Raw genomic sequence first — 13,132 nt, forward strand, 5'->3', positions numbered from 1 at the left:
TAAAGGCGAAACCAGCCAGTGGTGCCACCACATCAAACGGATATGCCCATCGCCACTCGAGCCACATTCCGGTGCTCACCAGCTAGCAGGCCCGGTGCGTAGTTCCCGGAATTCCGCGAACAACCAAAAAAAGACCCCGGTCAATGGACCGGGGTCTTTTTTACATCACTTGCCGAATCACTCCTGGTTAGCCAGTTTGTGTTCCAGATAGTGAATGTTTACGCCACCTTTGCAGAAACCTTCATCACGCACCAGGTCGCGGTGCAGCGGGATGTTGGTCTTGATGCCGTCGACGACGATTTCGTCCAGGGCATTGCGCATGCGTGCCATGGCTTCGTCGCGGTCTTTGCCGTAGGTGATCAGTTTGCCGATCAGCGAGTCGTAGTTTGGCGGAACCGCATAGCCACTGTACAGGTGCGAGTCGACGCGAACGCCGTTGCCGCCTGGAGCGTGGAAATGCTTGACGGTACCAGGGCTCGGGATGAACTTGCGTGGGTCTTCGGCGTTGATCCGGCACTCCAAAGAGTGACCACGAATTACCACGTCATCCTGAGTGAACGACAGCTTGTTGCCTGCGGCGATGCTGAGCATCTCCTTGACGATGTCGATACCGGTGACCATTTCCGAAACCGGGTGCTCCACCTGAACACGGGTGTTCATTTCGATGAAGTAGAAACGACCGTTTTCGTAGAGGAACTCGAAGGTGCCGGCGCCGCGGTAGCCAATCTCGATACACGCATCGACGCAGCGCTTGAAGACTTCCTGGCGGGCTTTTTCGTCGATACCTGGTGCCGGCGCTTCTTCCAGAACCTTTTGGTGGCGGCGCTGCAGTGAGCAGTCGCGATCACCCAGGTGTACGGCATTGCCTTGACCGTCAGACAGGACTTGAACTTCCACGTGACGTGGGTTGGTCAGGAACTTCTCGAGGTAGACCATCGGGTTACCGAACGCAGCGCCTGCTTCGGTGCGTGTCAGCTTGGCCGAGGCAATCAGGTCCTCTTCCTTGTGCACAACGCGCATGCCGCGACCACCACCACCACCGGCGGCCTTGATGATCACCGGGTAGCCAACCTCGCGGGCGATAGCCAGCGCGGTTTCTTCGTCTTCCGGCAACGGGCCGTCGGAGCCCGGAACAGTTGGGACGCCAGTCTTGATCATCGCGTCCTTGGCCGAAACCTTGTCACCCATCAGGCGAATGGTGTCAGCTTTCGGGCCGATGAAGGCGAAGCCGGAGTTTTCCACCTGCTCGGCGAAGTCGGCGTTTTCCGCGAGGAAGCCGTAGCCTGGGTGAATGGCGGTTGCGCCGGTGACTTCTGCGGCGGCGATGATCGCCGGGATATGCAGGTAGGAGTCCTTGGAGGACGCCGGACCAATGCAAACCGATTCGTCGGCCAGGCCCAGGTGCATCAGTTCACGGTCGGCCGTGGAGTGTACGGCGACGGTCTTGATGCCCATCTCTTTGCAGGCACGCAGGATCCGCAGGGCAATTTCCCCGCGGTTGGCAATCAGGACTTTTTCCAGCTTCGCAGACATCGTTGGCTCTCCGCGGTTCAAACGATGGTGAACAGCGGCTGGTCGTACTCAACCGGCTGACCGTCTTCTACCAGAATGGATTCGATCACACCGCTGGCTTCAGCTTCGATGTGGTTCATCATTTTCATGGCTTCGACGATGCACAGGGTGTCGCCTTTCTTCACGGTCTGGCCGACTTCGACAAAGGCTGGCGAAGTAGGCGAGGCTTTACGGTAGAAGGTGCCGACCATTGGCGAACGCGCAACGGTGCCGTTCAGTTTAGGCGCGGCGGGTGCTTCGGCGGCGGCAGGTGCTGCGGCAGCAGCAGGCGCGGCAACTGGAGCAGCGGCGACTGGAGCCGGAGCGTAGTACTGTTGCGCTGGAGTCTTGCTGTGACGGCTGATCCGTACGGATTCTTCGCCTTCCTTGATCTCCAGTTCGTCGATGCCAGATTCTTCCAGCAGTTCGATCAGCTTCTTGACTTTACGGATATCCATTAATCATCAACTCCCAAGGTTCGGTCAGGGGCGTAAATATAAAAACGTGTTAGCAAACGTTTCTTGTGAGCCCCGGCCTACAGGCCAGGTTCTCGTCATCAGGGCTTTGCGTTAGCAGCCAGGTGTTCCAGGGCAGACTCCAGGGCCAGCCGGTAACCGCTGGCTCCCAGGCCGCAGATCACGCCTACAGCGACATCTGAAAAGTAGGAGTGATGGCGAAAAGGTTCACGCTTGTGCACGTTAGAGAGATGCACTTCGATGAATGGGATGCTCACAGCCAGCAATGCGTCACGTAATGCGACGCTTGTATGTGTGAAAGCAGCCGGATTGATCAGGATAAAGTCGACTCCCTCGCCGCGCGCGGCATGGATGCGGTCGATCAATTCGTACTCGGCATTGCTTTGCAGATACTGCAGGTGATGGCCGGCGGCGCGAGCCCGCTGCTCCAGGTCCTGGTTGATCTGAGCCAGGGTAATGGCGCCATAGACCCCCGGTTCGCGGGTGCCAAGCAGGTTCAGGTTGGGGCCGTGCAGCACCAGAAGCGTTGCCATCTGTGTTTCCTTTTATCGTTAGGCACAAACGTTGCGCGGCGACTATGCCGTAAACCGGCGGGCAGTGTCCAGTTGCCGACAATAGCCAGCACGATGACCGAGATTCACGCCAAATATGTGACTAATTTATTAATTTCGGTCATTGCTGATGGCATTTCGGCAGCCAGAAGAAGTTATAGACCCAGATCGCCGCCAATGCGCGTCAGATGCTCGGCAAATTCGCCGGCGTTTGTCTCACCTACTACCCGAGCGCTGGTTTTTTCGCTGCCGTTCGCATCAAAGAACAAAAGGGCGGGAGGGCCGAACAACTGGTAGCGGTCGAGCAAGGCACGTTGGTCGGCGTTGCTTTCGGTAATGTCGAAGCGCACCAGGGTGTACTTCTCAAGCTGACGCTGCACCGCCGGGGCGGTCAGCACCTCGTGCTCGATGACCTTGCAACTGATGCACCAGTCGGCGTACCAGTCCAGCACCACCGGCTTCGCTGCAGCCTTGGCCTGAGCCAGGGCGCTGTCGAGGGCTGCCGGGGTGGTCACGGTCTGCCAGTCGTTGTGGTTACTGGCCTGGGTGACCGCGCCCGAGGCCGATGCTGTGGCGTGTGGTAAAGGTCGCAGAGGATCGGTCTGGCCACTCAATGCGCCATACCAGCAGGCCAGGGCATAGACCAGCAGCAAAAGGCCCAGTAATTGGGCCAAGCGCTGGCGCGTAGTTTTTACTGTGAACTCCAGGGCGCCAAGGAACACGGCAACGCCAGCACTCAGCAAACCCACCAGCAGCAGGGTGATCTGGCCAGGCAGTACCCGGCTGAGCAGGCCGATGGCCAAGCCCAGCAACAGCACGCCGATGGCGTTTTTCACGGTAACCAGCCAAGGACCGCTTTTCGGCAGCCAGGCCGCCCCGCCTGTCGCGACCAATAGCAGTGGCGCGCCCATACCCAAGCCCAGGGCGAACAGTTTCAGCGCGCCGCCCAAGGCATCGCCACTGGCGCTGATATAGAGCAACGCTCCGGCCAGCGGTGCCGACACACAAGGTGAAACCAGCAGGCTTGAGAACACGCCGAGCACGGCCGCACCGAGCAGCGATCCGCCTTTGGTCTGGCCAACAAGTCGTTCGAGACGATGACTGATGGCGTGCGGCAGCTTCAGTTCGAATAGGCCGAACATCGCCAGCGCAAACACAACGAAGAACAGCGAAAACGGCACCAGCACCCAGGCCGACTGCAGGCGCGCCTGCAGGTTCATGCCTGCGCCGAACAGCCCCATCAAGGCACCGAGCACAGCGAAACAGGCGGCCATCGGTAGCACGTAGGCCAGCGACAGACTGAATCCGCGCCACCCCCCCACCTGGCCGCGCAGAACCACGCCGGAGAGAATCGGTAGCATGGGCAATACGCACGGAGTAAAGGTCAGGCCGACCCCGGCGAGGAAAAACAACAATAGCTCTTTCCAGGTCCAGGCTTTTGTATTCACCTGCGGAGCATCGATGGCAGCAGGAGCGACAGCGCTGCCATCGATGCTCAGGCGTGCGGTTTCCGGTGGATAGCACAAGCCTTTATCGGCACAGCCCTGGTAGCCCACCAGCAAGGTAAAGGCACGCTGCTCGGTCGCCGGGCGGGGAATATCGATATCAAGGATGCCGTGGTAAACCTCGACATCGCCGAAGAACTCGTCGTGCTTGGCTTCACCAGGCGGGATCTGCGCTGCGCCCAGGGCGATGTCCGCGGGCTCGGTGCGAAATTGGAAGCGATGACGGTACAAGTAGTAGCCATCGGTAGCGACAAAACGCAATTTGATGGTTTGCGCATCGCTTTGGATCACACTCAGTTTGAACGCTTCGTGCACCGGCAGGAAGTCGGCGCTGTTGTTCAGGGATGCCGCTCCCAGCGTCGCACTGGGGCGGTTGTCGAGCAGGCCGGCACCGAAGGCGGGCAGGGCCAGGACCAGGAAAATCAGGCAAAACAGGCGGCGCATGGCGGTCTCGCTGTACAGAACAGCCTGCATGATAACGAAGTTTTGCCAGTGCAGCAGGCGGCCGGCGATTTGCGCTCTGGTGGGCACAGGCCTTGCCTGCGCTATGGCACTACAGCCGAAACGCCCGCACTGCGGTGTTCAGCTCGCCGCCCAACCTGAGCAATTGCTCACCCTGTTCACGGCCTTCACCAATGCGTTGAAGGTTGTCTTCGCCCAGATCATGAATGCGCTCGCTGTGGTTGCGAATCTCGCTGACCGCGCCACTTTGCTGCGCGGTTACATCGGCAATGCGCACTGCAGTCGCGGAAATGGTCTGGATCGCTGCGACAATTTCATCCAGTGCGCCATCGGCTGCCTGCGCCTGGCTAGCCGTGGCTTCAGCATGTTCAAGCTGGGCGCGCATACCTTGTACAGAGTCGCGGGCAGCTTGCTGCAAGCGGCCGATCAAGGTCTGGATTTCACCGATAGCCCCGGTAGTACGCTGCGCCAGTGAGCGCACTTCTTCTGCGACCACGGCAAAGCCACGGCCCATTTCTCCGGCCCGCGCCGCTTCAATCGCCGCGTTCAAGGCCAGCAGGTTGGTTTGCTCGGCAATTGAGCGAATGACGGTGAGTACGCCACCGATGGTGGCCGACTCTTCAGCCAATTGTTCGATCATCTGTGCGTTGCCTTGCACTTCATCAACCAGCGCGTGCAGGCCGGTCAGACTCTGGCCGATCACCACCTGGCTTTGCTGCACCGCATGCCCGGCATCATGGCTGGCGTCGGCGGCATGACTGGCATCGCCAGCCACTTGAGAAATGGTGGCCTCCAACTCGCCCAAGGCATCACGTATCTGCGCGGTGTCAGCGGCCTGGCGTTCGGCGCCAGCGTGCAACGCGCTGCTCATACCCGCCAAGGCACGACTACTGCCGGCCACTTGTTCGGCATTGTTGCGAAGGGTCCCGACCAGCTCCACCAGGTACAGGCGCAGGTGATTGAGTGAATCCTGAATGTCGTGCATTTCGCGGTTGCTTTTGCCCAGTGCGATGGCGTCAGCGAAATTACCTTCGGCCCAGCGCGAAAGGGCCGGAGCCAGGTTGGTCAGTACCCGTGCCAGGCGCCGTTGCAACGTATCGATCAGGAGCGCGATCACCAGAATCAGTGCAATCATCAGACCTTGGATCAGTCGCACTTCGCCGTTAATCGCGGCGTGCTGGCTGCGTACTTCAGGTTCAAGTGCAGCAATGGACTGTTGCATGGCATCAAGTTGTTGGTGTGTGCGTTCGGCCAGCCCGCTGCGGCGCTGGATTTGCTCGCGGGTGCGCTGCAACTCACCGGGGTAGCGCTTGAGCAGGCTGTTCAGCTCGCGCTTGAGGGCAACGCCGGTGTCTTCGGTCTCACTGCTGGCCTGGGTCTCCAGCCCCATGAGGGCAGCAAAGTCATCGGCGTTCGACTCCCGTGCGGCACTGACGCCAAGCAGCGGCAGTTCATCGAGTGCCTGGGCCTGGGCGATGATTTGCTGAAGCTCGCGTTCCACCTCGTCCGCCAGCTCGCTACGGCCACTGCTGACCAGCTTGTCGCGGGCAAGCGACAACCGCGAAAGGTGCAACGACGCCTGGAACAGCGGTGTCCAATAACGTGGGGCATCGCTACTGCTGCTGGCTTGAGCGTAGCCGGCCAATTGTTCGAGGCTTGCCCCCAGCTCGCGCTCTGCCTGAAGCAATAACGCCTGCGGATCTGCCGCCAACTTGCCGGCGGCCAGGAGTTCGTTGCCCGCAAAACCCTGCAGGCTGTCCAGGCTTGGGCGCAAGGACGCGGCCAGCGTTGCCGGGAGTTGCGCAAGCTGCTCTTGCAGCGCAGTGGTCGCTTGAACCGCAGCAGCATGGCGCAGGGCATCACCGCTGTTGAGGTAATCGAGGATATTGCGGGCCGCCTGGTTCTGAAACTGCTGCGACAGTGACAGATAACGCTCCATGATCAGGTAAGGGCGTTCCAGCGCGCGCTGAGACCACCATAATGTAGCGCCCAGGGCGATACAGACGGTTACCAGCAACAGGGTATTGAAATTGGTAAGCAGCTTCAGGCGCATGCGCAGGATCTACCAACGGTCGAATGGTAAGCCCCTGAAGTTATTGCGTTTTTATGACCGGGTTATGACGAAGCATGGCCTGATGTTAAAAAAAAGTGGCACTTTGCCTTATTTAATCGACACGCTGTACCCGATTGCGTCCGGCACCTTTGGCTCGGTACAGCGCTTCATCGGCAGAGGTGGCCATGCTCAGGGCATCGAGCTCATCGCTCAACTGCACCACGCCGGCGCTGAAAGTGCAGAAAAGATCCTTGGGTTGAGCAGGATAGTGGATCTCGGCAAAGCGCCGACGGATCTCGTCGAGCACCTTATGGGCGGCGCTCAGGTCGGTATTGGGCATTACGATGGCGAACTCTTCTCCACCGTAGCGACCGATGAAGTCGGTCTTGCGCAAACGCTGTTTGAGAAACAGTGCCAGGCTTTTGATCACACGATCACCCATCGGGTGACCGTGGCTGTCGTTGACCTTCTTGAAGTGGTCGATGTCGAGCATGGCAAAGCTCAGCGGCTGTTCTTCGCGTCGAGCGCGGAAACTGCAGTCTTCGAGCAGTTGCAGGATATGTGTGTGGTTATACAGACCGGTGAGGCTGTCGCGAACCATCCGTGCCTTCAGATTGCGTGCCCGCGCGGCGCGGTTGCGCACCGTGGTAATCAGGTGGCGTGATCGGATCGGCTTGGTCAGGAAGTCATCGCCGCCTTCGCTCATGGCGTCGAGTTGCTTGTCGAGGTCATCCTCGGCTGACAAATAGATGATTGGCACGCTGACATAACGGTCATTGTGGCGAATCACCTTGGCCAGTTCCGTGCCGGTGCAGTCAGGCATATACATGTCGAGGATGATCAGGTCGGGCTGGAAATCGGCCAGTTCGGCCATGGTACGGATCGGATCAGTGAGCGCCCGGGTGACGATACCGGCACTGTTGAGCAATCGCTCGGTGTGCATGGCCTGGGCCCGGGAGTCGTCGATGATCAGCACCTTGAAAGGCTCGTATTGGGTGACACTGGTGAGCAATTCAACCTTCTCCAGCAGGCTGGAGGCTTCCAGCGTGCCGGTCAGAAACTCCTGGCCCCCGGCGCGCACTGCGGCAAGCCGCGTGGGTGTGTCGGTTTCATGCAGGCTGAAGAACAAAAGCGGTACGCGTTGTTCCAGACCTTGCTGGGCCTGGGCTGCCAATTGCAGGCCAACGCCGCTGCCCGTGAAGTCGACATCCATGACAATGACCGACGGCAAGCGCTCGCTCATGGACGCGCGGAAGGCATCGGCGCTGTACAGGGCTTGTACACCCAGGCCGAAGAACTCCAATTGTTGAGCCAGACGTTCCGCGCGGTCGTGGTCCTGGAGCATGATGTAGACCGGCTTGCGCAGGGGCGGCAATGGTACCTGTTCGAGGAGATCGCCCTGGCGCAGGCCGGTGCGCGACAAGCGCTGCATCAAACGGTTCAGCTCACTGATGAGGGTACTGCTCAAGCGTGCGCTGTTGGCCTCGACCGCCGCCAAGGTTTGGCCGATGGCCTCGGCCAATTGACTGTGTTCGGGCTGTTCGAACCGTTCTGCGTAGCGTTGCAGGCGCAGGTTAGCCTCGCACAGCTCACCCAGATCGCCAGTCGACCACTCGCTGCGCTGCAGGCGCTGCCAGATTTCCAGGATCTGCCGAGCCTGGTGAATGACCCGCTGGGCAAAGTGCTGTTTGAGGCGCTCACGATTGGGGTCTTCTAGCTCGGTCATGTCCTGACTACTTATTTAAGGGTGAGGCAGTTCGAGTAATGGCTCTATGCTAGCACCACTTGCCGGACAATCGAGTGTCTTGTATCAATTATCTGTATAGGTTTGCTTATTCATTTGTTGACTCGATAGTCGCTTATGCGAACCGACCTCCTTGATTTATAGTGCAGCGATACTTGCCGACCCCGGCAGGCGGCGCGCGCGGAAAAACCGTACAGCGCTGGCACGAAGCCCGGGGGTTGCGGTCGAACCCCTTGAACCGACGTGACAGAAAGGACAACGCCATGCTGGATTGGAAAAACCGTACAGGCAAAGCCGAGGCGCGTGAGCGGGTAGAGCCGCGCAGTGCAGCCACTCGCAGTTATTTCGGCGGGTTGTTCTTCAGCCGAGCCCTGGGCACGCTGATTGGCTTGTATCTGTTGGTGTGCATCGGTCTGGGCTGGTACTGGAGTGCCGAACCGGACTTGTTCCCCGTCCAACAGAATGCCCAGGCTGCCGCCGAGAAGACCGGCCAGCAGATGGTGGTTGGCTACACCACCGTTGAAACCCTGAAAACCGTTGCTGGCACCTTGCTCAACAAGCCGGGTGGTTACATTTCCAACGACCGCTTTCCACCAGGATTGTGGATGGACAATATGCCGAGCTGGGAGTACGGCGTACTGGTCCAGGTCCGTGACCTGAGCCGGGCACTGCGCAAAGACTTCGCCCGTTCGCAATCGCAGTCGACTGAAGATGCTGATCTGGCCAAGGCCGAGCCACGCTTCAACTTCGACAACAAGAGCTGGATCCTGCCGTCGAGCGAATCGGAGTTCCAGGAAGGCATCAACTCCCTGAGCCGCTACCAGAAACGTCTGGCTTCCCCGGATCAGCAGGGCGCGCTGTTTTATACCCGTGCCGATAACCTCAACAACTGGCTGGGCGACGTTGCCACCCGTCTGGGTTCACTCTCGCAGCGTCTGTCGGCCAGCGTCGGTCGGGTCAAGCTCAACAGCAGCCTGAAAACCGAGACAGTGGTTGCCGGCCAGGCGCCGCAACTGGACGAAGAAGTGGTAGAAACGCCTTGGCTGCAGATCGACAACGTCTTCTATGAAGCCCGTGGTCAGGCCTGGGCGCTGTCGCACCTGCTGCGCGCCATCGAGGTGGACTTTGCCGATGTCCTGGCGAAGAAGAACGCTACGGTCAGCGTACGCCAGATCATTCGCGAGCTGGAGGCTTCCCAGGAGCCGCTGTGGAGCCCAATGGTGCTCAACGGCAGTGGCTTCGGCATGTGGGCCAACCACTCGCTGGTCATGGCCAACTACATTTCGCGTGCCAACGCCGCGGTGATCGACCTGCGCCAACTGCTGTCCCAAGGCTGATCGATGGCTATCTCCACGCAGGAGGCTGCGCACCGCGCGGCCTCCGATGCCGAACTGATTGCCTGGGTAGACGAAAACGACAAGCTTCTGGGCGCCGTACCCCGCGCCGAGTTGCGTGAAAAGGGCTTGATCGGACGCGGCACCTACATTCTGTTGTTCAACACGCTCGGTGAGTTGTGCGTGCACCGGCGTACCGAGAGCAAGGCAATTTATCCGGGCTACTGGGATGTGGCCGCCGGCGGCATGGTCCAGGCCGACGAAAGCTTTGCTGAGTCTGCCGCCCGTGAGTTGGAAGAAGAGCTGGGAGTGGCAGGTGTCGAGTTGACTGCCCACGAACGATTTTTCTTCGACCAGCCCGGCAACCGGCTCTGGTGCGCGGTGTTTTCAGCCGTCTGGGACGGGCCTTTGCGCCTGCAACCGGAGGAAGTCAGCGAAGCGCGCTTTTTACCCGTCGAGCAGGCGTTGGCAGAGAGTCTCCGGCAGCCTTATTGCCCCGATTCACTGGCTGCGTTGCAACGCTACATCGACCGTCGGGCCTGAAGTCGCTAATAGCGTGCAAAATGGCGCAGTTTTGTACTTAGCATTCGCTGCATTTATCGTTACACTGCGCGGCCTTTCAAGGCTGCCGCACTCTGTGTGCGGCAGTTGCGCTGCCCCTGCCAGAGTGGGGCTTCGCGGTCGATACCCCGCCCAGGGCATCGACCAGTTTTTGTCCTCACCGTACGAGGATCAAAAGTGGCCAAAAAAGCCGCATCATTCGCCGCCCTTGGTGGCCTGGTGTTCTCCACTGATGCAGGTCGGCATTGTCCGGACTGTAGCAAACCCATAGATGCCTGCATCTGCAAACAGACGCTCATCCCCGAAGGCGATGGCATTGCTCGCGTGCGCCGCGAAAGCAAGGGCCGTGGCGGCAAGACGGTGACGACCATTAGCGGTGTACCGCTGCCCCTGGAACAGCTCAAGGACCTGGCAACCACGCTCAAGCGTCGTTGCGGAACCGGCGGCGCGTTGAAAGACGGGGTCATCGAAATTCAGGGCGATCACGTCGAGCTGTTGTTGGCAGAGCTGATCAAACAGGGCTTTAAAGCGAAGAAGTCCGGCGGCTGAAAAGCGCATCGCGATTTTTTGCAGTTTGCTTTCTAAACTCGTTCCCGTAGGAAGGGTCTATCCCTGAACACGGAAAATCGTCATTTCCAGGTTTTACACTGCGCCCGCCGTCCGCGGGCCGGTGTTATCCGACTTTTTATATAGGGGACTTCAATGTCCGTACGACGCACACGCAAAGACGATGGCAGCCAATGGACAGTTGCGGACAGCCGCAGTGTTTATGGAATTCGCCATTGGGGGGCCGGTTACTTCGCAATCAACGAGGCCGGGCGCGTCGAAGTCCGCCCCAACGGGCCTGGCAGCGCGCCGATCGACTTGTTCGAACAGGTCGATGACCTGCGCAAGAGCGGTTTGTCGCTGCCGCTGTTGGTCCGCTTCCCGGACATCCTGCAAGACCGCGTGCGCCAGTTGACCGGTGCCTTTGACGCCAATATCGCGCGCCTGGAATACCAGAGCCAGTACACCGCGCTGTACCCGATCAAGGTCAACCAGCAGGAAGCGGTGGTGGAAAACATCATCGCCACGCAGAACGTTTCCATCGGGCTGGAGGCGGGTTCCAAGCCTGAGCTGTTGGCCGTTCTGGCCCTGGCACCCAAAGGCGGCACCATCGTCTGCAACGGTTACAAGGACCGTGAGTTCATTCGCCTGGCGCTGATGGGCCAGAAGCTTGGCCATAACGTGTTCATCGTCATCGAAAAAGAATCGGAAGTGGCGCTGGTCATCGAAGAAGCGGCCGACCTCAAGGTCAAGCCACAGGTTGGTCTGCGTGTGCGCCTGTCGTCGCTGGCATCGAGCAAGTGGGCCGATACCGGTGGTGAAAAGTCCAAGTTCGGCCTGTCGGCTGCGCAACTGATCTCGGTGGTGCAGCGCTTCCGTGACGCGGGCCTGGACCAAGGCATCCGTTTGCTGCACTTCCACATGGGTTCGCAAATCGCCAACCTTGCCGACTACCAGCACGGCTTCAAGGAAGCTATTCGTTACTACGGCGAATTGCGTGCCCTGAACCTGCCTGTCGACCACATTGACGTTGGTGGCGGCCTGGGTGTCGACTACGACGGTACCCATTCGCGCAATGCCAGCTCGATCAACTACGACATGGACGATTACGCCGGTGTCGTGGTCGGCATGCTCAAGGAGTTCTGCGATGCCCAAGGCTTGCCGCATCCGCACATTTTTTCTGAGAGCGGTCGCTCGCTGACGGCGCACCACGCCGTGCTGGTGGTGCAGGTTACCGATGTCGAGAAGCACAACGACGAAGTGCCCGTAATCGAAAACAAGGAGAGCCTGCCCGAAACGGTTCAGTCGCTGGCCGATCTGTTGGGCCCGACCGATATCGAGATGGTCACCGAAACGTACTGGCGTGCCACGCACTACATGAGTGATGTTGCTGCGCAGTATGCCGACGGCAAGATCACCCTGGCCGAGAAAGCGTTGGCCGAGCAGTGCTACTTTGCCGTCTGCCGTCGCCTGCACAACTCGCTCAAGGCCCGTCAGCGTTCGCACCGCCAGGTACTCGACGAACTCAACGACAAGCTTGCCGACAAGTACATCTGCAACTTCTCGGTTTTCCAGAGCTTGCCCGACACCTGGGCCATCGGACAGGTACTGCCGATTCTACCGCTGCACCGCCTCGACGAAGAACCGATGCGCCGCGCCGTGCTGCAAGACCTGACCTGCGACTCCGATGGCAAGATCAACCAGTACGTCGACGAGCAGAGCATCGAGACCAGCATGCCGGTACACGGCATCAACGAAGGTGAGGATTATCTGCTGGGTATCTTCCTGGTCGGTGCCTACCAGGAAATTCTCGGCGACATGCACAACCTGTTTGGTGACACCGACTCGGTGAACATCTACCAAAACCCGAACGGCAGTGTGTACCACGCCGGTATCGAGACCCACGACACCATCGAAGACATGCTGCGTTACGTGCACCTGTCGCCGGAGGAGTTGATGACTCACTACCGCGACAAGTGCGCCAGCGCCAAGATCACAGCGCGTGAACGCACCCAGTTCCTGGATGCGCTGCGCCTTGGCTTGACCCGTTCTTCGTACCTGTCCAGCTGACGCAATCGCGGCGCAAGCTCGCTTCTACTCAGGTTGTTGCAACTGACTTGAGTAGAAGTAGGCCTTGCCGGCGATGGAGCTGCCTAGCAGTCCTCCAGGGCGGACGCCGGTTCCCACTCAGGTTGAAAGCAATTGCGCCTCACGCTGGGCGATGGCAGCTTCGAGCTCAGGCGAACGCTTGGCCCATTGTTCTGGAGGCAGGGGTTTGGACCATTCAATGATGGCGGGGTAGGTTAAACTCGGCGGATGAGACAGCTTCAAGTTCTGCAGTTTTTCCGC

General features: G+C 59.5%; 9 protein-coding genes and 1 pseudogene. 4 read left to right on the forward strand and 6 right to left on the reverse strand.

Features of this window, described 5'->3' with window-relative positions; genetic code table 11:
• Positions 1-177 precede the first annotated feature (177 nt).
• The 6 genes and pseudogenes from accC to V0R60_RS26605 form a co-directional block, all read right to left on the reverse strand.
• Positions 178-1,533, reverse strand: coding sequence for an acetyl-CoA carboxylase biotin carboxylase subunit (gene accC, locus V0R60_RS26580; protein ID WP_136478333.1), 1,356 nt, complete (start codon positions 1,531-1,533; stop codon positions 178-180).
• Between the two features lie 17 nt (positions 1,534-1,550).
• Positions 1,551-2,009 carry an acetyl-CoA carboxylase biotin carboxyl carrier protein gene (accB, locus tag V0R60_RS26585; RefSeq protein WP_136478332.1) on the reverse strand — a complete coding sequence of 153 codons (459 nt, stop codon included), beginning with the start codon at positions 2,007-2,009 and terminating at the stop codon, positions 1,551-1,553.
• A gap of 98 nt (positions 2,010-2,107) precedes the next feature.
• On the reverse strand, positions 2,108-2,560 hold the full coding sequence (aroQ, locus tag V0R60_RS26590; RefSeq protein ID WP_136478331.1) for a type II 3-dehydroquinate dehydratase: 453 nt from the start codon (positions 2,558-2,560) through the stop codon (positions 2,108-2,110).
• A gap of 173 nt (positions 2,561-2,733) precedes the next feature.
• Positions 2,734-4,527, reverse strand: a complete 1,794-nt coding sequence (locus V0R60_RS26595) for a protein-disulfide reductase DsbD (RefSeq protein WP_330080974.1) — start codon at positions 4,525-4,527, stop codon at positions 2,734-2,736.
• A gap of 109 nt (positions 4,528-4,636) precedes the next feature.
• A pseudogene (locus tag V0R60_RS27125) lies at positions 4,637-5,152 on the reverse strand (methyl-accepting chemotaxis protein); the annotation flags it as partial.
• A gap of 1,558 nt (positions 5,153-6,710) precedes the next feature.
• Entirely contained in the window at positions 6,711-8,324 is a 1,614-nt protein-coding gene (locus V0R60_RS26605) for a response regulator (RefSeq protein WP_136478329.1), read from the reverse strand.
• 281 nt (positions 8,325-8,605) lie between these two features.
• On the opposite strand from V0R60_RS26605, the gene V0R60_RS26610 reads away from it, so the two are divergent.
• The 4 genes from V0R60_RS26610 to speA all read left to right on the forward strand — a co-directional run bounded on the left by V0R60_RS26610 (position 8,606) and on the right by speA (position 12,853).
• Positions 8,606-9,679, forward strand: coding sequence for a DUF2333 family protein (locus V0R60_RS26610; protein WP_136478328.1), 1,074 nt, complete (start codon positions 8,606-8,608; stop codon positions 9,677-9,679).
• 3 nt (positions 9,680-9,682) lie between these two features.
• Complete coding sequence (locus V0R60_RS26615; protein WP_330080972.1) at positions 9,683-10,219, forward strand: NUDIX hydrolase; 537 nt, start codon at positions 9,683-9,685, stop codon at positions 10,217-10,219.
• A 195-nt stretch (positions 10,220-10,414) separates the two neighbouring features.
• Positions 10,415-10,786 carry a translation initiation factor Sui1 gene (locus V0R60_RS26620; RefSeq protein WP_136478326.1) on the forward strand — a complete coding sequence of 124 codons (372 nt, stop codon included), beginning with the start codon at positions 10,415-10,417 and terminating at the stop codon, positions 10,784-10,786.
• A 153-nt stretch (positions 10,787-10,939) separates the two neighbouring features.
• Positions 10,940-12,853 (forward strand): arginine decarboxylase, encoded by a 1,914-nt coding sequence (speA, locus tag V0R60_RS26625; protein WP_136478325.1) that lies wholly within the window; start codon positions 10,940-10,942, stop codon positions 12,851-12,853.
• Positions 12,854-13,132: the final 279 nt, after the last annotated feature.

Source organism: Pseudomonas auratipiscis, assembly GCF_036324085.1.
In the GTDB taxonomy this organism is placed as follows: Bacteria; Pseudomonadota; Gammaproteobacteria; order Pseudomonadales; family Pseudomonadaceae; genus Aquipseudomonas; species Aquipseudomonas auratipiscis.